The organism is Pseudomonas sp. LjRoot277 (assembly GCF_964253845.1).
Lineage (GTDB): Bacteria > Pseudomonadota > Gammaproteobacteria > Pseudomonadales > Pseudomonadaceae > Aquipseudomonas.
Genome location: NZ_CAXURI020000001.1, coordinates 6,634,027 through 6,657,330 on the forward strand (window position 1 = coordinate 6,634,027; position 23,304 = coordinate 6,657,330).

A 23,304-nucleotide genomic window follows, 5' to 3' on the forward strand; every position below is an offset into this window, starting at 1 on the left:
CGTTGCGCAGAGGCCGGGCGTCGGTCTGTAAACCCTGGTTTTACTCGACGGCGACATTACCGCCGAATTTGCTCATGACAAACCCGACAAACTCTTCGACGGTCATCTTCTGCCCGTTGAAATCCACCTGATTATTGGCGTAGTGCAGTTTGGCGACGATGTTGTTGTCTTCCAGTTTTGCCAACTGCGTGCCAACTGCCATGCTGCCAAACATGTCGGCGGTGGCGGTGGCCTGATCGGCGATGAGCTTGGCGTCGGTCTGACCGTCGATTTGCGACTGCACGCTCAGCAGGTCAACGAGCATTGGTTTGGACACTTTCACGTTGACGTCCAGCAGCGCGATCAGCTGTTGGGTCAGTTGGTCGGACGGCAGGTCCATGGATTGTGGTTTGGTCAGATCAAGCACCAGGTTGGCGCGGCTTTCGCCATTGGCGGTGTTGAACGACAGGTTCTCCAGGGCGACCTGCGGGCCGGCGGCCAGCAGTTTCTCCAGGCCGGTTTTGACCTGCGCCTCTTCGGCCGGGGTCAGGACCAGCTCTGGCGCCGGTTCACCCGCAGCCACGGCCTCAGCTGCGGCCCTCTCGTACGGTTGCAGTTTGGTCTGGTAAATCTGCATCAACGACATTGTTGCCGGGATGTCGAGGTTCTTCAGGCTCATGGCCATCTGCGCAGACCCGACAGCCTTGCCGTTCAGGGTCACCTCACCCACCTTGTAATCGGCACGCCCCGAAGCGCTGGTGCCGGATTCCTCGGTCTGGTTCTTCATTTCAAATTTCTTGAAACCCAAGACCGACTGCTTGGCGCCGAAGGTGGTCTTGCTGTCGGTCAGCTCGACGGTGTTCTCGCCGGTGTAGTAGCCGTAGGTACTTTTTGTCAGGTTGCTGGCCAGGGTCAGGCCGTTCAATTCGACCTTCACCGGCGTCTGATCTTCGGCGACCGTGCTTAGCGTCAGGCTGTCCATGTAGCCGTCGGCCTTGACCTTCTGCGCTTGAGCGCTGGCGGCGACATCGAGGTTCAGCCCGGAGAATTTCAGGCTGGACTTGTCGTCAAGCGCCACGTCCAGCGGCAGCAATTGAAGAGTGCCGTTGGTGGCATTGTCGTAACCGATGTTGACCACGCCCGTGAGTGGCGATTTGTCCTTGGCGGCGGCGAACCACTTCTCGGTGTTAGGCGTTCTTTCCAGTTCGTAGTGACTGGTGGCCAGGACCGGCAGCCACTTCAGCGACACCAGGCGCGAAAACGGCAGCGGGCCGTGTTCGATGTGATCGACGAACAGCAGCTCCACCGGTGCCTCACCGAACATCTCGCCTTCGCCCTTGAGGCGGTAGTGCGCGGTGCTGCTGAACACATGGCGTTCCAGCGACACCAATTCCAGCGACGCCGTGCCGTTGGAACCGACCAGCGCGGCTTGCAGCTCTTTGTTGGCGTTGGCGATCGAGGTGTTCAGCACCCCTTCGAGTTTGGTGCCGGTGTACCAGGCACCGCCGGCGCTGATTGCGCCGATGGCAACGACGATTCCAAGAAGCACGCCTGCTGATTTATTCATGAATGACCCGATCAATGTCCGTTGTTTGAAGTGTGGTCGTCTTCCCTGAACCCATGACGGGCTGTGGTCACGACTGCGTTAAAAGTGCGATGGAGATTAGCATCAGGCGCACCGGGCGGCCCAATGATTAAAGGTTAAAGAGTGTCTATGAGCACACAGGGGGGTTGAGAGTTTCGGCGGTCATTAGATCGCCTTCGCGAGCAAGCCCGCTCCCACAAGGATTTTGTGTCGATCACAAATCCAATGTGGGAGCCGGGCTTGCTCGCGAAGGCGTCAGTACAGGCAACATCAATTCAGGAATACTGAACCTCGATCTCATCAAGCTGATGATCAAAGCTCTTGAGCCGTGCAGTCCATGTATAGACCAGCACTTCGAAGTCGCGATTGATCACCGCCGTGCCGCTGGGGGATTCCGAGCGCGGGTCGCAGAAGTCCAGTTGATAACGTTCGCGGGCCATGGCGGTGGCGACATCGGAGAGTTCTCGGGCGTTATTGAGCCAGTGCCAGCCGTCCTCGGACACTTGCTTGTCCAGCGCCTGGCATTGTTTTTTCAGGGTTTCGAGGCTTTTTTCCAGCGGTGTGCCGGTGAGTTCGCCCATGACTTCCTGGAACGTACGCCCCGGTTGCCAGTAACTGCCCCAGAAATACCGATCGAACACCGTTTCGACACGGCGCAGCGCGACCTTGGTGTCCCAGATCAGCACCAGGGTCTTGCCTTGTTCGAGTTGCCTTTTTTTGATGCGCGCGCCCTGGACTGAAGCCCAGGCCACCACCACGATTGCCATCACGGCAATCAGTGCCGTGGCGCTGTCGAGGAACACCAGTGCCTTGTCGATCTGGTGGGCCAGCATGATGCCGTAGAAATAAGTGGCCGATAGCAACACCAATGCCGCTATAGCGCACCAGAAGCCGGGAGCATAAGGGTTTTTCATTATTGGAATCCCCATGACCAACGCGAGCCTTGATTGATGAGTTCGACGCGCGACCTCATCAACTCAAAGCATAGCAACGGCCTCAGGGTTTGCCGGAGTTCGTGCCTTGCGTTCGTCCGCTTTCCCAGCCACCACCCAATGCCAGGAACAAATCGATCTGGCTCATGGCAACCTGCGTGCTGGCGGAAGCCAGTTGCGCCCGCACGTCGGTATAGGTGCGGGTCGCTTGCAAGTCCGCCAGGAACGATGCGCGACCGGCCTGGAAGAAGCGGTGAGTCTGGTCTGCCGCCAGTTGTGCCGACTGCTCGGCGTCGGCCAGTGCGTCGCGCCGCTGCAGCAACGCGGAGTACTGGGCCAGGCCGGTCTGGGTCTCGCGGATGGCGTTGAGCACCACGCCATCGAAATGCGCCAGCGCGCCTTGGGTGGCGGCTTCGGCCTCACGGATTCGCGCCCGGGAGCCGTTGGACGGCACGGTCCACGTCAGCAACGGCCCGAAGCCCCAGCGATTGGTCGCCGGTTTGCCGAGGTTTTCCAGGATGCCGACGGTACCGACGGTCGCGCCGATGCTGATGTCCGGGTACAACTCGCCGGTGGCGATGCCGATGCCGGCGGTCGACGCAGCCAATCGACGCTCGGCCTGCCGCACATCGGGACGGCGTTTGAGCAAGGTGGCGCCGTCACCCACCGGCAACAATTGCGCAATCTTTGGCAGCTCCGCGCAGCGGTCGGTGCCGACCGGCAGTTGATCCACAGGTTTGGCCAACAGCATCGACAACCGGAACAACCCGGCCTGACGCGCCGCCTCGTAACGCGGCATGTCGGCGCGCAAGGATTTGAATTGGGTTTGCGAGCGGGTGACCTGGGTTTCATCTCCGCGCCCGGCGTCGCGAAGACGCTGGATCAGCGTGGTGCTTTGGGCCTGCAAGTCGAGGGAATGCTGGGCGATTTCCTGCTCTTCGTTGGCCGCGCAGACTTGGGTGTAGGCCCGGACCACATCGGCTACCAAAGTAATCCGCGCAGTATCGGCCGCTGCTTGAGTCGCATCGGCATTAGCCTTGGCCGCCTCGATGCCGCGCTGCAAAGTGCCGAACAAATCGAACTGATATGAGGTGGTAATGCCAATGTCGCCGACGTTGGCCACCGGCACTTTCTCCGGCAGCAGGAATGCTTCGCCGGACTCCTGCAAACGCTGGGCGCCCATCTTCACGCCGCCGCTCCAGCCACCGGCCGCTTGAGCTTCATCGACCTGCGCGCGGGCTCGGGAAAGGTTCGCCGCCGCCACGCGCAAATCAGTGTTGGAGGCCATGGCCTGCTCGACCAATCGATCGAGGTGCGGATCCTGATACAAGCGCCACCAATCGCTGGGCACCGGTGCCGAGACGACATTTTTGCCGTTCACCACCAAGTCGCCCTGCAAGTCTTCACGGTGGACGGCGGCCTCGTCCGGCAAGTGATAATCCGGCCCGACCACCTGGCAGGCCGACAGCAACAGGCCTAACCCGGCGGTAGCCAAACCCGAGGCCCTGCTCATTTCGCGGGCTCCTGCTGGTGGTCATCCATAATAGAAACCGTCGCCGTGCGACCGGCAATCATGCGGAAATCCGCCGGCACGTCATCGAATGCAATCCGCACCGGAATCCGCTGGGCCAGCCGCACCCAACTGAACGCCGGGTTGACGTTGGGCAGCAGATTGCTGCCGCTGCTGCGGTCGCGGTCTTCGATGCCGGCGACGATGCTTTCCACATGCCCGCGCAGGCGAGCGCGGTCGCCGATGACCCGAATATCGACGCTCTGGCCGACATGAATGCCGTCCAGTTTGGTTTCTTCAAAATAACCGTCGATGTGGAATGAATTGCTGTCCACCACCGACAACACCGGACGCCCGGCGGTAACGAATTCCTGATTGCGCGGTGCACGGTCGTTGACGTAGCCATCCACCGGGCTGCGGATGGTCGAGCGGTCGAGGTTGAGCTGGGCGCTGTCCACCGCCACTTGGGCCTCCATCAGCGCCACCTCGGCGCGGGCCACCCGGGACTGGCTCTCTTCCAGTTGCTCACCTGGCACCAGATTGCCGAGGCCGCGGTTACGCTTGGCTTCGCGTTGCGCCTGCGCCAGGGTTTCCTGACGGTCGGCGACCGCCGCCTTGGCCTGACGCAGGGCCAGTTTGAAACGGTCCTGATCAATGCTGAACAACACTTGACCACGTTTGACTAATTGGTTGTCACGCACGTCGACTCGCTGGATCAGCCCGGACACGTCCGGCGCAATCTGCACGATATCGGCACGAATGTGGCCGTCCCGGGTCCAGGGCGCGAACATGTAATACATCACCATGCGCCAGACCACGACAACGGCGAAGGTCACGATCAGCAGGGTCAGCACCACGCGACCGAGGGTCAAAAAAGGTTTTTTCATGTCATCAGGTATCGACTGAGTGAGTCCACGGCGCCGAGCAGCAAAGCGTAGAGAGCCACGTTAAACAATGCCCGGTGCCAGACCAGACGGTAAAAGTGCAGACGCGTCAGCAACCCGTGCACCAGCAGGAACAACACGTACGTAATGCCCATCAGCACCAGCAGTGTGGGCAGGAACACCCCGCTGATATCCAGGTCACCGATCATAAAGGCGCTCCATCAATGCCATGGGGAAGCGGTTCTTCGAGCTCGCCGGTGCCGACGAATTCCACCCCTGGCAGCAGCGACAGACGCAGGCCGCTCAGGGCGTGCAGCAAATGCAAACGGGCGTCTTCATCGCACTCCGTGTTGAGGGCACGACGGGTGCGATCAAGGGTCATCAGCAACGGACTCGGCGCCGGCAACCGTTCGCCAGCCTTGAGGCAGGCCTTGAAATACTCGCCAACCTCGGCCACCACCTGATGCAGCAGCACTTGCGGTACGCCGAGTACTCGCGGTGTATAGGCGAGTAAATCCAGCAGGTTCAGCGCCACGCGCACTTCTCGCAGGGCGATGCCCGTGTCCTGGCCGGTCATGGCCAGGCGCGGCAAATGCTGCATCAGGCGATCAAGCATTTGCACGCCTAGGTGCCGGTGATCGGCCAGCGACGCCGGTTCAGTGAGGCTGACAATGTCGTGCCAGCTGAAACGGGTCAGGCGCTTGGCCGCCAGTTCCGCACCGAACGGCCGGGCGATCAGGGTCCAGACGAAGGCGAACAACAAGCCCACGGGGCCGGCCAGGTTGGAGTTGGCGAAGCTGAGGAAATCCGCGTCGTAGGCGCCCTGAATGCTGATGAAGGACGAGGTGTTGACCAAGGTCAGCAGCATGCCCAGATAGAACTGCGGCTTGACCGTCAGGGTGCCGATGCAAATGAACGGCACGGCAAACGCCAGCACCAGCATCGGGAAGTCATGCAGGTTGGGCAGGACCAGAAACAGATAAAGACTGGCGAACAATACCGACATCGCCGTCCAGAAAAAGAACCGGTAGATCTGCGGCGCCGGGTCGTCCATCGACGCGAAAAAGCTGCACGCCACCGCCGCAAGAATCACCGCGGCGCCACCGTCGGTCCAGCCGAGCAGAATCCACAACACCGAAGCTACGATGATGGCGGTGACCGTGGACGCCGCCGAATAGAGCATTAGCCCACGGTCGAGAAACGGCGACAGCCGACCGAGCCGCCAGTGCCTATACACCGCGCGCCAGTTGTCCTGGCTTTCGCATTGGATGGCGTACTGCAGGCTGCGACAGTCCTGCCACACATCGATCCACTCGCCGAGGCGATACAGGGCGTTGGAGAACAGCAGCTGCTTGCGATCATCCAGCGCTTCGGCGGACGGTTGCAGGGCTTCGAGTTGGTCTTTCAGCGCTTGCCAGCGGGCGAGGTCGGCATCTTTGTGGCCGAGCCATTCAGTGGTTGCAGCCAGCAGCGGCGCGAACTTATCCACAAGCTCGGGCGTGCGCCGCTCAAGGGCATACAGCGCGTCATCGAGGGCATCAATCACTGGCAGCAGGTGAATCATGCGGCCGCGCAATTCCTTGGTGTTGCGCACCGTTTGCGGCCGCGCGCCTTCGTGGGGCAACTGACCGATCATCAATTCCAGCGTGTTGAAGGTCGCGACCATCGAGGAGCGCAGCGCGCTGACTTCGTCCGGCTGCACGTTGCGACTGAGGAAACGCAGGCTGTAGGTCGAGGCATCGGCAAACCATGTGTTCACCGAATCGTTGAACACCGGCGCCAGCCGCCGGGGCCAGAACATGGCGCCAACCACCGCCGCCACAGCGATGCCGAGGAAGATTTCTTCAGTCCGTGCTTCGGCCACGTCCCACACCCCCAACGGGTTATCCACCACCGGCAGAGCGATCAGCGGCAGGGTGTAACCGGCGAGCATCAAGGCGTAACTGTTGGCGGTGCGCAGGTGCAGCGACAGAAACAACAGAATCCCGGTCCACAGCGCGATGACCACCACCAGCACATAGGGGCTCTGGACAAACATCGGTACGAAAAAAACCGCGGCGGCGGCACCGAGAAGGGTGCCGACCGCGCGGTACAACGCCTTGGAACTGGTAGGGCCGACAAACGGACTGGAAACGATATAGACCGTGGCCATCGCCCAATACGGCCGGGGCATTTGCATGAGCATGGCGATGTACAACGCGATCATCGATGCCGCGAATGTCCGCACACCGTAGAACCAGTCCCGCGCCGGGGGCATGCCGTTAAAAAATCCGCTCAAGGGTTGATCACCGGCAGATGATTGGCCGATTCAAAAGCCCTCAGCACCCGCAACGCCGCTTCCAGATCACTCTGATCGATCCCTTCGAGCACTTCATGGCGCAAACGCACCAGCTCGATTTCGACGGCTTGCACCAACTCACGACCCGTCTCGGTCAGGCTCAGGCATTTGGCGCGCCGGTCATGGGCGTCTTCAGTACGGCAGACGTAACCGGCATGACACAGCTGATCCAGCAGGCGCACCAGGGACGGACTCTCCATCCCAGCCGCCTGCGCCACCGTTACCTGCCGCACACCCTCGCCCAAACGCCCGATCATCAACAACGGAACGGCGCAGGCTTCGGAGATTCCATAGTTGACCAGCGTGGTCTGGCAGATCTTCCGCCAATGCCTGGCGGCCACCACCATGGAGCTGCTGATGTTCATCTGGAGAGCGTCGAGGTTCTTCGGCACGAGGGGAAATACACACTGTTAGTTTGCTAACTATCAATATGGCATTTGAGGGGAAAGTTGGTCAAGTTTTGTAACAAATTGGCTGCCATCCGTCGTGAGGCGGCTGCCTGAATGAACGCCGGTACTGAAGACGTATATACTTCGTCAGTATTCGAATCGAGGATATGAAAATGTCTAAACAAGCTGTTTTCACGATGAAACTTGAACCAGAACTGCGAGAAGAGTTCATGGCCGAAGCTGAAGCTTCTCATCGCCCCGCATCGCAAATCGTCAGGGAAATGATGCGTCAGTTCGTTCAAACACAACGAGAGTCGCGCGAGTACGAAGCGTTCTTGCAACGCAAAGTCGACAGTGCACGTATTTCCATGCGAGCTGGTGAAGGCTTGACCAATGAGGAAGTTGAAGCACAATTCGCCGCCAGGCGTGCGCAGGTAACCAAGAAAGGATGAAAATAATCTGGACGCCCGCAGCCGCACAGGATCGTGCAGACATCTGGGATTACCTGCATTCCGTCAACCCGATAGCCGCCCTCGAAATGGACAACCGCTTCATTGATGCGATATCTCGTATTTCCCAGTTTCCTGAAAGCGGCCCTGTCGGAATCATTGCAGGTACTCGCGAGATGATCCCCCATCAAAGTTATCGCGTGGTTTATCAGTCAGGATCGGATGCAATCTGGATACTCGCGCTAGTCCATACATCCCGACAGTGGCCACCAGAAAGGTGATTTTTACACCCCCCGCCCCTTCCGCAACAGCACATCCAGCTGATCCACCACCTCCGCCCAATCGGCGTCATCCAGAATATCGTCACGAAGGAATTCCGCCTGGCTCTTGCTCCAGAAGAACGCATCCGCCAGGTGCAATTCGGGTTTGAGCGGTGAATGGGTGGCGATGAATTTATCGATGCTTTCGGCGTCATCAGGCAGGCCGAGTTGTTTGAACAGGTTGGGGAGGCTGTGAGTTGGGGATTCCATGGTGGGCTCCTTTGTAACCGCGTATTGGATAGGTGACCGCGGCGCGGCCATTCGCGAGCAAGCCCGCTCCCACAGTTGACCGCGTTTCCATGTGGGAGCGGCGGTGCGGCGATCCGACTTGCTCGCGAAGGCGTCATAACTGACGCCGCAAAAACTACTGACTTAACTCGCACACTTCAGCATTCGGCACCATTTTCAGGAATTCCGGCACGCTCATGTGCACCAGGTTGTTGTGGTTACCAGCCTCCAGGTAGATGTCTTTTTGCCGGGTCAGCAGTGGGTCGATGACCATGTCCAGGCCATAGGATTCGCCCAACGCAGGCACCGCGCCGCGTTCGCAATCCTGGAACAGATGCGCCAGGGTGCTTTCCCGGGTGATCTGCCATTCGCCACTGCCGCGTACTTTGCTCAGGTCCAGGTGACGACTCGCCGGCAGCACAGCCATCAGAAAATGACCGTGGTGGTCGTCGAGGATCACCGATTTGGCCACCCGTTCAGCAGGAATGCCCGCGACCCGCGCCGTTTCAAGGCTGCTGGCCGAGTGCGGATGGGTGACGATGTCAAATTCGCAGTGAGCCTTATTGAGGCTGTCCTGCACAGTTCTTGCCATACGCATGATGCACCTCGGAGTCCGCAACAATGTTTCGCGGACAATGGTTAAACCTTTTCTCTCCACTAAAAGTCTAGGCCCGCTGGCGCAATCGCGCGGGAAATCTGCCCGCCGGAATAACGTCAACAACTGATCAAAATTCGTACAATTCAGAGCTCAGCTAGACTGTATAAAGAACCATCAATGACTCTCCCGGAGGGTCACGTGAACACTCGTTGTTGTGCAGTTGCGCTGCTGTTGGCCTTGAGCGGATCGGTATTCGCGGCGGACACCGTCGTCCTGCTGGTGCCCAACCCCATCGGGATCTGGCTGATCACGTTCGGCATCGCGTTTCTGATCGCCGAGGCGGCCTTGCCCAATTACGGCGTGATCGGTCTGGGCGGCATTGTGATGTTCGTGATCGGTGCGGTGATTCTGACCAACACCGAGGTGCCGGTTCCGTTGATGATCGGCCTGGGCCTGATCAGTGCCCTGTTGCTGATTTTCCTGCTGATCCACGCTCTGAAAACCCGACCGCGCGAAAACGTCAGTGGCGATGCAGGACTGGTGGGCAGCGTGACCCAGGTGATGTCGCTGACCGGCAATGCCTACAACGGTTGGGTGCACCTGCAAGGAGAAAAGTGGCAAGTGCTCAGCGCCACGCCGCTGCAACCCGGGCAAAGGGTCCGGGTGGTGGCACGCAAGGGATTATTGCTGGAAGTGGCCGCGGCTGACGCGGCGCCGGGTGGAGAATAACCATGGGCTTGCAACTGGGTTTTGCCGCGCTGCTGTTACTGGTGATTGCACTGGCGGGGTCGACCTTCCGCATCCTGCGCGAATACGAGCGCGGGGTGGTGTTCCAGCTCGGGCGCTTCTGGCAGGTCAAAGGCCCAGGCCTGATCCTGCTGATTCCGGTGGTGCAGCAAATGGTTCGCGTCGACTTGCGCACCGTGGTCCTCGACGTGCCGCCGCAAGATGTGATCACCCGCGACAACGTCTCGGTCAAGGTCAACGCGGTGCTGTATTTCCGTGTCCTCGATCCGCAGAAAGCGATTATTCAGGTTGAAGACTTTCTCATGGCCACCAGCCAATTGGCTCAGACCACGTTGCGGGCGGTGCTCGGTAAACATGAACTGGATGAACTGCTGGCCGAGCGTGAGCGGTTGAACATCGACATCCAGCAAGTGCTCGACGCCCAGACCGATGCCTGGGGGATCAAGGTCGCCAACGTCGAGATCAAACACGTGGACCTCAACGAATCGATGATCCGTGCCATCGCCAAACAGGCCGAAGCCGAACGGGAGCGCCGGGCCAAGGTAATCCACGCTGAAGGCGAATTGCAGGCCTCGGAAAAACTCATGCAGGCCGCCGAAATGCTCGGGCGCCAGCCTGGGGCCATGCAGCTGCGGTATATGCAGACATTGAGTTCGATTGCCGGGGACAAGAGTTCGACGATTGTCTTTCCGCTGCCGATCGAGTTGCTCAAGGGGATGGCGGATTTGTCGTCCAAGCCCTGACCTTCTGCGCAGACACCAACGTCCGGTAACCGCGTCGGAGATTTCCTTCAAGTTGTAGCGGTGTTCGTGAACTTGTTCCGGTCCGAAGCCAGGTCTAGTCTGGCTTTGTCACTGAATAAACGGTGACACGGACGTGCAAGTCCGACGAAACTGTTTAGGGCGCAATTGCCATGGCTCATTGCTTTATGGCGGCTGCGCGCAGGAGATCTTCGGATCTGCTGGGTGTCCTAAACAGTCCCGGTCTTGCACACCTGCGCACGGCCGCCACCCAATTCGCGTGCAAACGAACGGCGGCGGTTCCTACTTACTGTTTAGGGAATTTTATATGTTCGAGGTATCTCCAAATCCGCCAGACAACTCTGGCACCCCGTCCGAAGATTCTCTCGAAGACGAAAAACTCAAAGAAGCCGCAGACCGCGCCTTCGCCCACTACTTCCCCCCGACCACCGAAAAGCCGCCCAGGCACCGCAAAGGCAACCTCTTCACCGTCGCCCCCGAGGTCAACACCGAAACCCTTCTGGCCAACGCCTCCGAAGACCTGCTGTCCATCAGCGCCATCGCTGCCAATCTGGCAGACGATGTGGACGGGACGCGGCGCTCGGTAGCCCTGGCGCTCAGCCGCATGGCCGATGGCGTGCAGTTGCTTGTAGAGCGAGCGATGGATCATTGGGAGGAGTCGGAGATCATGCAGGCTCGGGTCAAGGTTTAGGCGGGTAGGTTTGTGATGAATTGACCGCCGCCTTCGCGAGCAAGCCCGCTCCCACAGGGGAATGCATTCCAACTGTGGGAGCGGGCTTGCTCGCGAAAGCGCCAGTGCCGTCGATACATGACTCAGCAACTAGCGCGTCATAAGGCGCTCGCGCCCAACGCTCCACCCGTTCACGCAACAGCACCGAGGCTTCGCGGCGCTTGTCATCGCTGTCCCCGACAAACTCTTCTGAAGGCTGTTTGGCATGCTGCCCCACCGCCGCAAACACTTGCTCACGCTGCACGTCATCCAATCCAAAAAAATCAGCCAACCGCCCGGCCATAGCCCCGGGCAATTCACTGTAATTCACCGCCAACCCGCCAAACTCCCGGCATTGCGCCAACCCTGCTTGCAGCAACCGCCCCAACCGCCGTGCGATGAAGTCCTCTCGACCTGCAAACGGCAAGTCATCATCCATCACACTCGCGCCGATCATCCCCGGCACCATGTGCATGCCCGGACGGCGCAGATGTGAAACCGCGATTTCCAGTGGATCGCGATAAAGAAACAGCCACGGCGTGTCAGGAAAACACTCACGCAGCAACGGCAATTCACCGATGTTCCAGGCATCGAGCTTGATCACCAAACGTTGTTCTGAACCGAGCCGACGCTGGCCATACGCGGACAACAACCCTTCGATGGCGACACGTCGTTCGGCCGGCGGCAAACCACTGCGCAGCAAGGCGTCCAACGGTGGTGGTTCGCTGACAACGATGTGGCTGTCGAGTCGGGCGAGCATTTGACTGATCAAGGTCGAGCCGCAACGCGAAGCGTGGAAGATAAACGCGCTCGGCGCCAAACCGGGGCTGGTCGTCTGCCAGTCGCCGAGGGCAGACAGCGGTGTTTGCCGGCGAAACACCTGATTGAACGGCAATCTCAGCGCGTCTTCTACGGCATCACGAAAAAACGGCTGATGCAACGGCGTGTCACCGAACCAGCACCAATCGACCTGCCACTCGCCGGCCTGCTGCCAGACCCGAATCGGCAACCAACCTTCCAGATTCAGGCGCTCCATTGTTCATTCCATTGGCGTCGGCCGTTACGCATCGCCGCACGCAGTTCTTCGCGGGAGAACATCAAACCTCGCTCAACCGCCAGTTCCAGTGTGCGGGTGATAAAAACCTCGGTGTCCGGCAAGCCCTGCAACGTCTTCGAAAGCTGCGAATCGCTGGCCACCAAACGCTGAAACTGCAGCAAAGCCCCATCACCGACATCTGACGAAGGCGTGGTCGGTAAACCCTCGACAATCGCCTGCTCCAGCCAGGGACCGGGACGGCAATCGAGGACCAGATGAATCCGTGTGCGGGTGTCGCGATTGTCCACGCGATGGGGCCGCGACAGGTCGAGAAACCAGCATTCACCGACAGCCATCGGCATGCGCTGGCCGTCCAGCAGAAAGTCCACTTGAGGTGGGCTGAGCAGCGGAATGTGCAGACGTAAATCGGCGTCCGGCTCGCCCAGATCATAGTCGCGATGTTCATGAATTTGCCCGCCCGGACCGAGCCGCAACAAGCGCGCGCTGATGATCTCCAGCGGCAGATCACGCAATCCTTGCTGCCATCGGAGATCGCGCAACCACGGCGCGCGTAGCAGCGGTTCGCCGCGACCCGGCGCCAGTTCGGACAACGCATCCGCCGCAGAAATCAGCGCCACACCACTCCAGTCGCCGGTGTAGTAAGCACTGTTGAAATGACCGTGCCACTCGTCCTCGCCAATCGCCATCAGTGCCTGCAACAGCAACGGCAGATCCACCGTCACCGGCAAGCGGGAGAACGCCGCTCGGCTCATCGTTTCGGCAACACCGCGCACTCGCCGAGCCAGGTCAGCAAGTGATCGAGACAGGCCTCAACCGATTGCACCCCGGTATCGAGCACCAAGGAGGCAGACGGCGGCGGTTCATACGGCGCAGACACACCTGTAAATCCTGGCAAATCACCGCGTCGTGCACGGGCGTAATGACCTTTCGGGTCGCGCTGCTCGCAGACGGCCAGGGAGGCGCTGCACCAGACTTCCCGGTAATCCTCGCCCAGTCGCCGGGCAAACACCTCACGCAACTCCATCAGCGGCGCGATCATCGCGAGGATGACAATCTGCCCGTTCTCCACCAGCAGCGCAGCAACTTCGCTGGCGCGACGGATGTTCTCCAGACGATCACTGTCGGCAAAACCGAGATCGCGATTGAGCCCGACCCGCAGCCCGTCGCCATCGAGCACGATGTTCTGCACGCCGTGCTCGAACAGCTCGGCATGCAGCGCCTGGGCCAGAGTCGATTTGCCCGCCGCCGGCAAACCGGTCAGCAAAATCGCCGTGCCGCGATGGCCGTTGCGCACCTCTCGTTGTGCGCGGCTGATGCTCGCTGCCGGTGCCAGCAGGTTATTGGACCGGGGCATGGGCCACCGGCATCGTGATGTTCCCGGCCGCCCACGCCGCTTCGCGGTTGGCCAGCGCGGTGGCAATGGATTGCACTTCGGTGGATTGCACCTGATCCGGCAGCGGATCGAGCCCCGCACTGGCGAAGATCTGGCCGTAGGCGTTACGCAGATCGGCGTACGACAGGTCGCGACGTAAATCGGCCTGCAAGGTGTTCAGTTCGCCCTGGATCAAGTCCAGTTCACCCAGACTGGCCGCCTGATAACGGTTGCGCAGCTGGCCAACGATCTGTCCGTCGATGTCCGACAGTTGCTGGTTGGTCTTGAACTGCCGCATCGCCTCGCGGTAGTTGGCGTTGGCCACATAAAGCTGCGCCAGCACCGCGATCGACATGGCCTGGCGGCGCGCTGCGGCGACTTCTTCACCGGCCTTGGCGACGTTGATCGCCGCCGGTGCGGAGATCACGTTGAACAGGTTCCACGTCACTTTCACACCGTAGTCGGCCCAGCCCTGCTCCACCAGGAACGAGTTGCTGTCGTAATGCCCGCCGGCCGAGAACTCCAGCCCCGGCAGCAGCCGCAACATGGCTTTGCGGGTTTCGGCCGCGCTGATGCGGCTTTGGTAATCCTGTTCGCGCAGCTCGGGACGACTGGTCAGGGCTTCCTGTTCCAGGCTGGCGAGGTCAACTTTCAATTCCGGAATGACATAGTCGTCCTGGGTCGCCAGGGTCAGATCGGTGCCCATCGGCAGATTGATCAGGGTCGCCAGTTCGGTTTTCGCCAGCGACAGCGCGCGTCGCTGTTCTTCCAGTTGGCGCGTGGCTTCGATCAGCGAGCGTTGATAACCCAGTGCCTGAATCGGATCGCCGATTCGCTGCTGGCTCATGCTCTGGCTGTTGCCACGCGCGGTGTCGACCCGGGCCATGAGGCTGTCGATCTGCTTGAGCAAACGCTCGGCGGCCATGGCCCGCCAATAGGCCGAGCGCACGTCCTGAACGATGGTGTTGATCACCTTGCGCCGACGCTCCTGAACGATCAGTCGCTGGTCGCCCTGTTGCTTGGCGCTGATGTAGCTGACGCCAAAATCGAGCACGTTCCAGACCATGGTCAGGTCGGCGACTTCACGGTCACGGTCCTGTGAGGTCGATGGCTCCAACGACTGGGTTCCGGTCCGTACGCTCTGGCTGCTGGAGGCGTTGACGTTGTTGCGGCCGACGTACCCGGCGTCCAGCGCCATGCGCGGCAACATGTCGAAACTGGCGAGGTCGAGTTGGCGCTTGGCCAGGGCCTCTTCCATGATTTTGAGTCGGCCTTCAAGGTTGTACTTCACCGCGCGGGCCATGGCTTGATGCAGGGTCAGCGGCCCGCTGAGGGGCTCCTGATCCTTGTACATGTTTTGCAGGTCGCTCCTGGCGCGCTGCTCGCTGACACTGCGTTCGATCGGTTTACTGGTGACTGCACATCCGCTGATCGCAAGCGCCAGCAGGCTGGCGCCGAACAACTTCTGACTTTTCTTCATCCTTGACTGCCCCTGGGTGATGCACAGATTTAAGTATTATTTTCAGGCCTGCATTTCGCTGATGCCGACCTGTCGTAAAGCCGCGGCCAGGCTGTCGACCTGCCGTTGCTCGGTGTCCTTGAGCTGTTGCAATTGCTGGACGAGACTCGGCGCGCCAAACACCCCGCGCAGCCCCTGTGAAACATCCCCGGCCTTGATCGAATGACTGCCGAATGAACTCAGCGAGTCTCGTTCGCTGCCGGCGTCCTGATTGAACAGGCTCGACAACGTGCTGGTGCTGAACACCCCGCCATCGCCACCGCCAAAGCCGAGGAAGCCGTTGCCCGAACCATCGCCACCGTTGTCACTGCTGCTGAACACCTGGGCGATGAAGCTGGGCGCCAGCGCGCCGTTGTTCATAAAGATGTCGCCCAGCGGCCGGATGCCATTGCCGATCACGCGGCTTTCGAACAACGGGGTAAAGGTCAGCGGTGAGCCGAGATCGCCGGTCGGGGGAGTGAAAATGATCGGTTGCAGTGGCACGTTGGGCTGATCGGATACGGTCACCGGTGGTGGGATCCGGGCCAGCGGGTCAGGCGTCACGACCACGGCAGGCGCCAGTACGGTGTCGATCACGTAATTATTGGAGACCGCCACGCCGGTACCGGCATTGCCCGAAAGGTCGCTGACGTTGCTGGTGTCCAGCGCGATGAAGTTGCTCGGATCGGTGATGCTCGCGGTCGGCGTGAAGGTCGCCGTCCAGGTCTTGCCGCCATCGCTGCTGGTCAGGTTGGTCAGCTCGCCGTTGGTGACGCTGAGGTCCGACAGGTCGAAATCGCTCACCACTTCGCTAAACGTGAAGGTCACGAGCGTGGTCTGCCCGATGCTCAGGTTCGGGTTGGCAACGACGATTGTGGCGGTCGGCCGGGTCGCATCGAGCGCGTAGTTGTTGGAGATCGCGATGGATGAGCCGAGGTTGCCCGCCGCATCAGCCACGTTGCCGGTGTCGAGCAGGATCAGGTTGGTGGTGTCGTTGATGTTGGCGGTCGGGGTCAGCGTGGCGGTCCAGGTCTTGCCGCCATCGCTGCTGAGCAGGTTGGACAAGGTGCCATTGGCGACGCTGAGGTCCGACAGGTCGAAACCTGAAACCGCCTCGGTGAAGGTGATGGTGACCGTGGTCGTCTCGCCGATGCCCAAGCGGTTATCCGCCACCACGATGGTCGCCGTCGGCCGCGCCGTGTCGATGGCGTAGTTGTTGGAGTCAGTCACGCCCACGCCGCTGTTGCCTGAGGCGTTGGTTACACCGCTGTTGTCGAGGCTGATCAGGTTGGTGGTGTCCGTCACGTTGACGGTTGGCGTAAACGTCGCGGTCCATGTGATGCCGCCGTCACTGCTACTGACGTTGCTCAAGGTGCCGTTGGCAATGGTCAGGTCCGCGTTGGTGAAACCGCTGACCGCTTCGCTGAAGGTGATGGTCACCCCTGAGGTTTCACCGGCCTTGAGGGCGTTGTCGGCCACCACGATGGTTGCGGTCGGCACCTGGGTCTCCACCACATAGTTGGCGGAGTTGGTTGTGCCCGCCCCGGTATTGCCGGCCACGTCCGAGACGCCGCTGTTGTTCAGGGTGATGAGATTGGTGGCGTCGGTCACGCCGATGGTCGGCGTGAACGTCCCGGTCCAGGTGATACCGCCGTCGCTGCTGCTGACATTGCTCAACGTACCGTTGGCGACGCTCAAATCGCTGTTGTCAAAACCGCTCACCGCCTCGCTGAAGGTGATGGTCACCAGCGCGGTTTCGCCCGGTTTCAGGGTTGTATCGCTCAGCACAATGGTCGCGGTCGGGCGTTGGCTATCGATGGCGTAATTGTTGGAATCCGTCGTGCCGCTGCCGGTGTTGCCAGCCCCATCGATCACTCCGGTGTTGTCCAGGGTAATCAGGTTGGTCGAATCGGTGACGCTCACCGTTGGCGTCAGGGTTGCGGTCCAGGTGATGTTATCGCTGGTGCTCAGATTGCTCAGGGTACCGTTGCTCACCGTCAGGTCGGCTGTAGTAAAACCGGTCACCGCCTCGGAGAACGTGATGGTCACCACCGATGTTTGACCCACCGCTAGCGCCGCGTCCGCGACCACGATGGTGGCCGTCGGACGCACGGTGTCGATGGCGTAGTTGTTGGAATCGGTGGTGCCGCTACCGGCGTTGCCCGAGCCGTTTTGTACACCGCTGTTGTCCAGGGTGATCAGGTTGCTGGTGTCGGTGATGGCGTTGGTCGGCGTGAACGTCGCCGTCCAGGTGATGCCACCGTCGCCGCTGGTCACGGAGCTCAAGGTGCCATTGGCGATGGTCAGGTCGGCATTGGAGAAACCGCTGACGGCTTCGCTGAAGGTGATGGTCACCAGCGACGTTTCACCGATTTTCAATGCATTGTCGGCCACCACGATGGTGGCCGTCGGCAGCACCGTATCGATGGTGTAGTTACCAGAGTTAGTCGTGCCGCTGCCGGTGTTGCCGGCCACATCGGTCACTCCGGTATTGGCCAGGGTAATGACGTTGCTGGAGTCATTCACGCCGACGGTTGGCGTGAAGGTCGCCGTCCAGGTGATGCCGCCGTCGCTGCTGCTCACCGAGGTCAAGGTGCCGTTGGCGATGCTCAGATCGGCGTTGGTGAAACCGCTCACTGCTTCGGAGAAGGTAATGGTCACCAGCGAGGTTTCGCCGGCACTCAGGGTCGGGTCTGCCAGGACAATCGTGGCGGTCGGGCGCACGGTGTCGATCGCGTAGTTGTTGGAATCGGTGGTGCCACTGCCGGCGTTGCCTGACAGGTCGGCCACGCCCGTGTTGTCCAGGGTGATCAGGTTGGTCGTGTCGTTGATGCTGGCGCTCGGGGTAAAGGTCGCCGTCCAGGTAATGCCGCCGTCGCCGCTGCTCACCGCCGTCAATGTGCCGTTGGCGATGGTCAAATCCGCGTTGGTGAAACCGCTGACCGCTTCACTGAAAGTGATAGTTACCAGCGAGGTTTCGCCGATTCTCAGTGCTGTGTCTGCGACCACGACCGTGGCCGTCGGGCGCACGGTGTCGATGGCGTAGTTGTTGGAATCGGTAGTGCCGCTGCCGGCGTTGCCCGAGGCGTTTTGCACGCCGCTATTGTCCAGGGTGATCAGGTTGGTCGCGTCGGTAATGCTGGCCGTCGGCGTGAACGTCGCTGTCCAGGTAATGCCGCCATCGCTGCTGCTCACCGCCGTCAATGTGCCGTTGGCGATGGTCAGGTCGGCATTGGTGAAACCGCTGACGGCTTCGCTGAAGGTGATGGTCACCAGCGACGTTTCACCGATTTTCAATGCATTGTCAGCCATCACGATGGTGGCCGTCGGCAGCACGGTATCGACGGTGTAGTTGCCAGAGTTAGTCGTGCCGCTGCCGGTGTTGCCGGCCACATCGGTCACACCGGTATTGTTGAGGGTGATGACGTTGCTCGAGTCACTCACGCCGACCGTTGGCGTGAAGGTCGCGGTCCAGGTAATACCGCCGTCGCTGCTGCTCACCGCCGTCAACGTGCCGTTGGCGATGGACAGGTCGGCATTGGTGAAACCGGCCACCGCTTCGCTGAAGGTAATGGTGACCAGCGAGGTTTCCCCGGCACTCAGGGTCGGGTCGGCCAGAACGATGGTCGCCGTAGGGCGCACGGTGTCGATGGCGTAGTTGTTCGAATCGGTGGTGCCGCTGCCAGCGTTGCCCGACAGGTCGCTGACCCCGGTGTTGTCCAGGGTGATCAGGTTGGTCGTGTCGTTGATGCTGGCGCTCGGGGTAAACGTCGCCGTCCAGGTAATGCCGCCGTCGCCGCTGCTCACGGCCGTCAATGTGCCGTTGGCGATCGTCAAATCTGCGTTGGTGAAACCACTCACCGCTTCACTGAAAGTGATCGTCACCAGCGAGGTTTCGCCGATTCTCAGCGCCGTGTCCGCGACCACGATGGTGGCCGTCGGGCGCACGGTGTCGATGGCGTAGTTGTTGGAATCGGTGGTGCCGCTGCCCACGTTGCCGGTGGCGGCAGCCTGTACGCCGGTGTTGTCCAATGTGATCAGGTTGGTCGTATCGGTGATGCTGGCAGTCGGGGTGAAAGTGGCGGTCCAGGTGATGCCGCCGTCGCTGCTGCTCACCGCGGTCAACGTGCCGTTGGCAATCGTCAGGTCTGCGTTGGTGAAACCGCTGACGGCCTGGTTGAAGGTGATGGTCACCAGTGACGTTTCACCGATTTTCAGGGCGTTGTCGGCCACCACGATCGTCGCGGTCGGTGGGGCAGTGTCGATGGCATAGTTGCCCGAAGAACTGATCCCGCTGCCGGTATTGCCCGCCAGATCCGCCACGCCGGTGTTGGCCAGGCTGATGACGTTGGTCGCGCTGATGATGCCTGCTGTCGGGGTAAACGTTGCGGTCCAGGTGATGCCGCCGTCACTGCTGCTCACCGCGGTCAACGTGCCGTTGGCGATGCTCAGGTCAGCGTTGGTGAAACCGGTCACTGCTTCGGAGAAGGTGATGGTCACCAGCGAGGTTTCGCCTGCTGTCAGTGTGGGATCGGCCAGCACAATCGTGGCGGTCGGACGCACGGTGTCGATGGCGTAGTTGTTCGAATCGGTGGTGCCGCTGCCAGCGTTGCCCGACAGGTCGCTGACCCCTGTGTTGTCCAGAGTGATCAGGTTGGTCGTGTCGTTGATGCTCGCGGAGGGCGTGAAGGTGGCCGTCCAGGTAATGCCGCCGTCACCGCTGCTCACCGCCGTCAATGTGCCGTTGGTAATGGTCAGGTCCGCGTTAGTGAAACCGCTCACCGCTTCGGAGAAAGTGATCGTCACCAACGAGGTTTCGCCGATTCTCAGCGCCGTGTCTGCAACCACAATGGTGGCCGTCGGCCGCACGGTGTCGATGGCGTAGTTGTTGGAGTCGGTGGTGCCGCTGCCGGCATTGCCTGCCAGATCGCTGACCCCGGTGTTGTCCAGGGTGATCAGGTTGGTCGTGTCGTTGAGGCTGGCGGTCGGGGTGAAGGTTGCCGTCCAGGTGATGCCGCCGTCACCGCTGCTCACGGCGGTCAAGGTGCCGTTGGTGATGGTCAGGTCGGCGTTGGTAAAACCACTCACCGCCTCGGAGAAGGTGATTGTCACCAGAGAGGTTTCGCCGATTCTCAACGACGTGTCCGCGACCACGATGGTGGCCGTCGGGCGCACGGTGTCGATGGCGTAGTTGTTGGAGTCGGTGGTGCCGCTGCCGGCGTTGCCCGCCAGGTCGCTGACCCCGGTGTTGTTCAGGGTGATCAGGTTGGTCGAGTCGTTGATGCTCGCGTTCGGGGTGAACGTAGCGGTCCAGGTGATGCCGCCGTCACTGCTGCTCACCGAGGTCAACGTGCCGTTGGCGATGGTCAGGTCGGCGTTGGTGAAACCGCTCACCGCCTCGGAGAAGGTAATGGTCACCAGAGACGTTTCGCCAATTCTCAGCGCCGTGTCCGTCACCACAATGGTCGCCGTTGGCCGCACGGTATCGATGGCGTAGTTGTTCGAATCGGTGGTGCCGCTGCCGGCGTTGCCCGCCACGTCGCTGACCCCGGTGTTGTCCAGGGTGATCAGGTTGGTCGCGTCAGTGATGCTGGCGGTCGGGGTGAAGGTCCCCGTCCAGGTGATGCCGCCGTCGCTGCTGCTCACCGCGGTCAAAGTGCCGTTGGCAATCGTCAGGTCCGCGTTGGTGAGACCGGTGACGGCCCCGTCGAACGTGATGGTCACCAGCGACGTTTCGCCAATTTTGAGGGCCGTATCGGTAAACACGATGCTGGCGGTCGGGCGTACGGTGTCGACGATGTAGTTATTGGAATTGGTGGTACCGACACCGGCAGTGCCCAGACCGTTGATCACCCCAGTGTTGTCCAAGGTAATGACATTGGTCGTATCGGAAAGACTGGCGGTCGGCGTGAACGTTGCCGTCCAGGTGATACCGCCATCGCCGCTGCTCACCGCAGTCAACGTGCCGTTGGCGATGGTCAGGTCTGCATTGGTGAGACCGGTCACGGCCTCAGAGAACGTGATCGTCACCAAGGACGTTTCGCCGATGCCCAGTGTGGTGTCAGCGACCACAATGGTCGCGGTTGGCGGCGGCGAATACGCGGTGTTGAGTACACCACCGTCGTTATAAATTGTCGCGACGGAGGTTGGCGAGGTGCCGGTTGTCCCGCCGCCCAATGCCGCACCACCTGCACCACTGCCCGCGGCATTACCGGCCAGGGCTGCGAAGTTGGCGGCCGTGATCAGCAGTGTGCCTTTATTCCAGATCGCGCCGACGCCCCGGCCGCCGATGCCGCCATTGGTGGCATTGCTGCCATAGCCACCGCCACCGCCGCCGCCGCCACCCGCGCCGATGTTGTTGGTAATGGATGACGTGCCGACGATGGTCATGGTGCCGCTGCTGGCGTTATAGATCCCGCCTACCGCGTTGCCGCCAGCGCCACCGACCTTGTCCCAACCGGCCCCGCCACCACCGCCGCCAATGGAAATCGTGCCATTGGTGGCCGTCGAACCGTTACCGCCATTGCTGTAATAGGAAACGCCTACGCCGCCAGCGCCGCCAGTGGTGGTACCGCCGCGACCGCCCATGTGGGTCGCGTCATAACCGCCGCCGTAACCACCGACGCCACCGCTGCCCGCCTGGCCACCCAACGTGCCGGTGCCCGGCCCTGCCGAACCGCCATGCCCGCCGCCCTGGCCGCCCAAACCGCCGCCACCACCACCGCCACCGCCGTAAAAAGGGCTAGTGACACCACCGCCGCCACCGCCACCGGAAGCGGCATTGGAGGTCACGGTAACGTTGTTCAGGGTCAGAATCCCTGCGTTGAAAATCCCCCCGGCCATCGCCCCCGAGGCACCGTAGCCACCGTTGCCGCCCGTGCCCGACACCAGGCCCCGGGTGATCACCAGGCCATCAAGGGTCACGATTTTGCCAGCCGCTACTTCAATCACTCGGGTCCTGTACTGACCATCGAGAATCACGTCAGCCGCGCCGTCGTTGTTCAAGTCGCCATCAACGGTGATGTTCTTGTTGATCAGCAGTTCGGACGTCAGCTGCACCGTCATGCTGGCGTTGAAGGTGACGATATCGCCGTTCTGCGCCGAGGCGATGGCGGCACGCAATGAGCCGACGCCCGTGTTGGCATTGTTGGTGGCCGTCCAGGTGGCCAAGCCCCACTGATAGTCGCTCATGGCCGTGGTCGAGAGGACGTTGGCGCTTTCGATGTTGCCGGTGGCAATTTCCAGATTCCAGTCGCCACCGACCCCGGTGCGGTTGCTGGAAGCGGCCACATCGCGGCCAGTCAACTGCGCCAGCGAGTCGACAAAACTCAAGCCGCGCTCACCTTCGGCGGTGTAGCAGCCGTAGATCAGAATGTCGCCGCCGACGTTCATGTCCTTGCCGATTTCCGCCAGCACGGCGCTGCGGGCCGCGACGTTGTCGGCGGACAGATAACTATCGCCCAGCCACAGATCGCCCGCGTTGCCATGAGCAATAATCTGCACCGAACTGATGCCCTGATGCGTGTCCAGATAGGCGGCAATCTGCTGCAAGCCGTCCTTGGTCGCATCCAGCTGAACCACTTGGGTGCCAGGCGCCACGCCCTTGAGCAGGCTATCGGAATCCTTGACTCTGGAATCGACGAACACCACGCTCTGGCCCGGCACTGCAACTGGTACTGGCGCGGGAGTGGCGTCGGCCTGGCCGTGGGTGTCCTTGCTCGCGACCGGCTGATCGGCCGTTGACGCTTTTGCCGCGTCGGCAGTGGGATGGCTGTCAGGCTGAGCGGCATCGGCTACCGTGGCCGCCACCGCGCCGTCGAACAGCATTCGCGGCTCCAGGGACATGATCATTGGCGAGGCCGACGCTCTTGCGCCGTTGATAACCCGCGACTTGCCGTTGCTCCACCACATGCTGCTCACCCGGACTCGAACTTGCTTGACGCGTCAA

General features: G+C 61.1%; 19 protein-coding genes. 5 read left to right on the forward strand and 14 right to left on the reverse strand.

What is annotated here, in order from left to right:
• Window positions 1-40: 40 nt before the first annotated feature.
• The 7 genes from ACSQ87_RS30680 to ACSQ87_RS30710 all read right to left on the reverse strand — a co-directional run bounded on the left by ACSQ87_RS30680 (window position 41) and on the right by ACSQ87_RS30710 (window position 7,593).
• A complete protein-coding gene (locus ACSQ87_RS30680; RefSeq protein ID WP_436275042.1) occupies window positions 41-1,546 on the reverse strand; it encodes a YdgA family protein in 1,506 nt (501 codons plus the stop codon).
• A gap of 293 nt (window positions 1,547-1,839) precedes the next feature.
• Entirely contained in the window at window positions 1,840-2,478 is a 639-nt protein-coding gene (locus ACSQ87_RS30685) for an NADH:ubiquinone oxidoreductase subunit N (protein WP_150656890.1), read from the reverse strand.
• Between the two features lie 82 nt (window positions 2,479-2,560).
• Window positions 2,561-4,009: an efflux transporter outer membrane subunit gene (locus ACSQ87_RS30690; RefSeq protein WP_436275043.1), complete on the reverse strand. Its 1,449-nt coding sequence runs from the start codon at window positions 4,007-4,009 to the stop codon at window positions 2,561-2,563.
• Window positions 4,006-4,893 carry an efflux RND transporter periplasmic adaptor subunit gene (locus tag ACSQ87_RS30695; RefSeq protein WP_403139364.1) on the reverse strand — a complete coding sequence of 296 codons (888 nt, stop codon included), beginning with the start codon at window positions 4,891-4,893 and terminating at the stop codon, window positions 4,006-4,008. The genes ACSQ87_RS30690 and ACSQ87_RS30695 overlap by 4 nt, the downstream gene beginning before the upstream one ends.
• Window positions 4,890-5,099: a DUF1656 domain-containing protein gene (locus ACSQ87_RS30700; RefSeq protein WP_008148151.1), complete on the reverse strand. Its 210-nt coding sequence runs from the start codon at window positions 5,097-5,099 to the stop codon at window positions 4,890-4,892. Before ACSQ87_RS30700 ends, ACSQ87_RS30695 begins: the two co-directional genes overlap by 4 nt.
• Window positions 5,096-7,168 carry an FUSC family protein gene (locus tag ACSQ87_RS30705; RefSeq protein WP_436275044.1) on the reverse strand — a complete coding sequence of 691 codons (2,073 nt, stop codon included), beginning with the start codon at window positions 7,166-7,168 and terminating at the stop codon, window positions 5,096-5,098. The genes ACSQ87_RS30700 and ACSQ87_RS30705 overlap by 4 nt, the downstream gene beginning before the upstream one ends.
• Window positions 7,165-7,593 (reverse strand): MarR family winged helix-turn-helix transcriptional regulator, encoded by a 429-nt coding sequence (locus tag ACSQ87_RS30710; protein ID WP_033052997.1) that lies wholly within the window; start codon window positions 7,591-7,593, stop codon window positions 7,165-7,167. The genes ACSQ87_RS30705 and ACSQ87_RS30710 overlap by 4 nt, the downstream gene beginning before the upstream one ends.
• 197 nt (window positions 7,594-7,790) lie before the next feature.
• Here ACSQ87_RS30710 and ACSQ87_RS30715 point away from each other — a divergent pair, with 197 nt between their 5' ends.
• Together ACSQ87_RS30715 and ACSQ87_RS30720 are read left to right on the forward strand one after the other, a co-directional pair.
• Window positions 7,791-8,069: an antitoxin of toxin-antitoxin stability system gene (locus ACSQ87_RS30715; RefSeq protein WP_095127693.1), complete on the forward strand. Its 279-nt coding sequence runs from the start codon at window positions 7,791-7,793 to the stop codon at window positions 8,067-8,069.
• On the forward strand, window positions 8,066-8,347 hold the full coding sequence (locus ACSQ87_RS30720) for a type II toxin-antitoxin system RelE/ParE family toxin (RefSeq protein WP_223432418.1): 282 nt from the start codon (window positions 8,066-8,068) through the stop codon (window positions 8,345-8,347). The genes ACSQ87_RS30715 and ACSQ87_RS30720 overlap by 4 nt, the downstream gene beginning before the upstream one ends.
• 3 nt (window positions 8,348-8,350) lie before the next feature.
• Here ACSQ87_RS30720 and ACSQ87_RS30725 read toward each other — a convergent pair whose 3' ends face one another.
• Together ACSQ87_RS30725 and ACSQ87_RS30730 are read right to left on the reverse strand one after the other, a co-directional pair.
• Window positions 8,351-8,596, reverse strand: a complete 246-nt coding sequence (locus ACSQ87_RS30725; protein ID WP_223432417.1) for a DUF2789 domain-containing protein — start codon at window positions 8,594-8,596, stop codon at window positions 8,351-8,353.
• Between the two features lie 154 nt (window positions 8,597-8,750).
• Complete coding sequence (locus ACSQ87_RS30730) at window positions 8,751-9,212, reverse strand: aminoacyl-tRNA deacylase (RefSeq protein WP_223432416.1); 462 nt, start codon at window positions 9,210-9,212, stop codon at window positions 8,751-8,753.
• 198 nt (window positions 9,213-9,410) lie between these two features.
• Between ACSQ87_RS30730 and ACSQ87_RS30735 the strand changes: the two genes are divergently transcribed.
• The 3 genes from ACSQ87_RS30735 to ACSQ87_RS30745 all read left to right on the forward strand — a co-directional run bounded on the left by ACSQ87_RS30735 (window position 9,411) and on the right by ACSQ87_RS30745 (window position 11,411).
• The gene (locus tag ACSQ87_RS30735) at window positions 9,411-9,941 is read left to right on the forward strand and encodes an NfeD family protein (protein ID WP_223432415.1); all 531 of its coding nucleotides are present in this window, start codon (window positions 9,411-9,413) and stop codon (window positions 9,939-9,941) included.
• Window positions 9,942-9,943: 2 nt separating this feature from the next.
• The gene (locus ACSQ87_RS30740) at window positions 9,944-10,702 is read left to right on the forward strand and encodes a slipin family protein (protein WP_129439535.1); all 759 of its coding nucleotides are present in this window, start codon (window positions 9,944-9,946) and stop codon (window positions 10,700-10,702) included.
• A 325-nt stretch (window positions 10,703-11,027) separates the two neighbouring features.
• Window positions 11,028-11,411, forward strand: a complete 384-nt coding sequence (locus tag ACSQ87_RS30745; protein WP_436275045.1) for a DUF6124 family protein — start codon at window positions 11,028-11,030, stop codon at window positions 11,409-11,411.
• Here ACSQ87_RS30745 and ACSQ87_RS30750 read toward each other — a convergent pair.
• The 5 genes from ACSQ87_RS30750 to ACSQ87_RS30770 are packed head-to-tail and all read right to left on the reverse strand — an operon-like array spanning window position 11,401 to window position 23,267.
• Window positions 11,401-12,465 (reverse strand): sulfotransferase family protein, encoded by a 1,065-nt coding sequence (locus ACSQ87_RS30750; protein ID WP_436275046.1) that lies wholly within the window; start codon window positions 12,463-12,465, stop codon window positions 11,401-11,403. The two genes, ACSQ87_RS30745 and ACSQ87_RS30750, sit on opposite strands and share 11 nt — an antisense overlap.
• Window positions 12,453-13,238 (reverse strand): aspartyl/asparaginyl beta-hydroxylase domain-containing protein, encoded by a 786-nt coding sequence (locus ACSQ87_RS30755; RefSeq protein WP_436275047.1) that lies wholly within the window; start codon window positions 13,236-13,238, stop codon window positions 12,453-12,455. The genes ACSQ87_RS30750 and ACSQ87_RS30755 overlap by 13 nt, the downstream gene beginning before the upstream one ends.
• Window positions 13,235-13,840 (reverse strand): adenylyl-sulfate kinase, encoded by a 606-nt coding sequence (gene cysC / locus ACSQ87_RS30760; RefSeq protein ID WP_436275048.1) that lies wholly within the window; start codon window positions 13,838-13,840, stop codon window positions 13,235-13,237. The genes ACSQ87_RS30755 and cysC overlap by 4 nt, the downstream gene beginning before the upstream one ends.
• Window positions 13,824-15,338 carry a TolC family protein gene (locus tag ACSQ87_RS30765; RefSeq protein WP_223432410.1) on the reverse strand — a complete coding sequence of 505 codons (1,515 nt, stop codon included), beginning with the start codon at window positions 15,336-15,338 and terminating at the stop codon, window positions 13,824-13,826. The genes cysC and ACSQ87_RS30765 overlap by 17 nt, the downstream gene beginning before the upstream one ends.
• 42 nt (window positions 15,339-15,380) lie before the next feature.
• Entirely contained in the window at window positions 15,381-23,267 is a 7,887-nt protein-coding gene (locus ACSQ87_RS30770; protein ID WP_436275049.1) for an Ig-like domain-containing protein, read from the reverse strand.
• Window positions 23,268-23,304 lie beyond the last annotated feature (37 nt).

What these genes read in the sequence shown, in the direction of transcription:
- ACSQ87_RS30755 (WP_436275047.1), bottom strand. Translation starts at nt 13,238, where the DNA reads ATGAGCCGAGCGGCGTTCTCCCGCTTGCCGGTGACGGTGGATCTGCCG.
- ACSQ87_RS30700 (WP_008148151.1), bottom strand. Translation starts at nt 5,099, where the DNA reads ATGATCGGTGACCTGGATATCAGCGGGGTGTTCCTGCCCACACTGCTG.
- ACSQ87_RS30720 (WP_223432418.1), top strand. Translation starts at nt 8,066, where the DNA reads ATGAAAATAATCTGGACGCCCGCAGCCGCACAGGATCGTGCAGACATC.
- ACSQ87_RS30730 (WP_223432416.1), bottom strand. Translation starts at nt 9,212, where the DNA reads ATGCGTATGGCAAGAACTGTGCAGGACAGCCTCAATAAGGCTCACTGC.
- ACSQ87_RS30695 (WP_403139364.1), bottom strand. Translation starts at nt 4,893, where the DNA reads ATGAAAAAACCTTTTTTGACCCTCGGTCGCGTGGTGCTGACCCTGCTG.
- ACSQ87_RS30710 (WP_033052997.1), bottom strand. Translation starts at nt 7,593, where the DNA reads ATGAACATCAGCAGCTCCATGGTGGTGGCCGCCAGGCATTGGCGGAAG.
- ACSQ87_RS30680 (WP_436275042.1), bottom strand. Translation starts at nt 1,546, where the DNA reads ATGAATAAATCAGCAGGCGTGCTTCTTGGAATCGTCGTTGCCATCGGC.
- ACSQ87_RS30725 (WP_223432417.1), bottom strand. Translation starts at nt 8,596, where the DNA reads ATGGAATCCCCAACTCACAGCCTCCCCAACCTGTTCAAACAACTCGGC.
- ACSQ87_RS30750 (WP_436275046.1), bottom strand. Translation starts at nt 12,465, where the DNA reads ATGGAGCGCCTGAATCTGGAAGGTTGGTTGCCGATTCGGGTCTGGCAG.
- ACSQ87_RS30745 (WP_436275045.1), top strand. Translation starts at nt 11,028, where the DNA reads ATGTTCGAGGTATCTCCAAATCCGCCAGACAACTCTGGCACCCCGTCC.
- ACSQ87_RS30690 (WP_436275043.1), bottom strand. Translation starts at nt 4,009, where the DNA reads ATGAGCAGGGCCTCGGGTTTGGCTACCGCCGGGTTAGGCCTGTTGCTG.
- ACSQ87_RS30740 (WP_129439535.1), top strand. Translation starts at nt 9,944, where the DNA reads ATGGGCTTGCAACTGGGTTTTGCCGCGCTGCTGTTACTGGTGATTGCA.
- ACSQ87_RS30770 (WP_436275049.1), bottom strand. Translation starts at nt 23,267, where the DNA reads ATGTGGTGGAGCAACGGCAAGTCGCGGGTTATCAACGGCGCAAGAGCG.
- ACSQ87_RS30765 (WP_223432410.1), bottom strand. Translation starts at nt 15,338, where the DNA reads ATGAAGAAAAGTCAGAAGTTGTTCGGCGCCAGCCTGCTGGCGCTTGCG.
- ACSQ87_RS30685 (WP_150656890.1), bottom strand. Translation starts at nt 2,478, where the DNA reads ATGAAAAACCCTTATGCTCCCGGCTTCTGGTGCGCTATAGCGGCATTG.
- cysC (WP_436275048.1), bottom strand. Translation starts at nt 13,840, where the DNA reads ATGCCCCGGTCCAATAACCTGCTGGCACCGGCAGCGAGCATCAGCCGC.
- ACSQ87_RS30715 (WP_095127693.1), top strand. Translation starts at nt 7,791, where the DNA reads ATGTCTAAACAAGCTGTTTTCACGATGAAACTTGAACCAGAACTGCGA.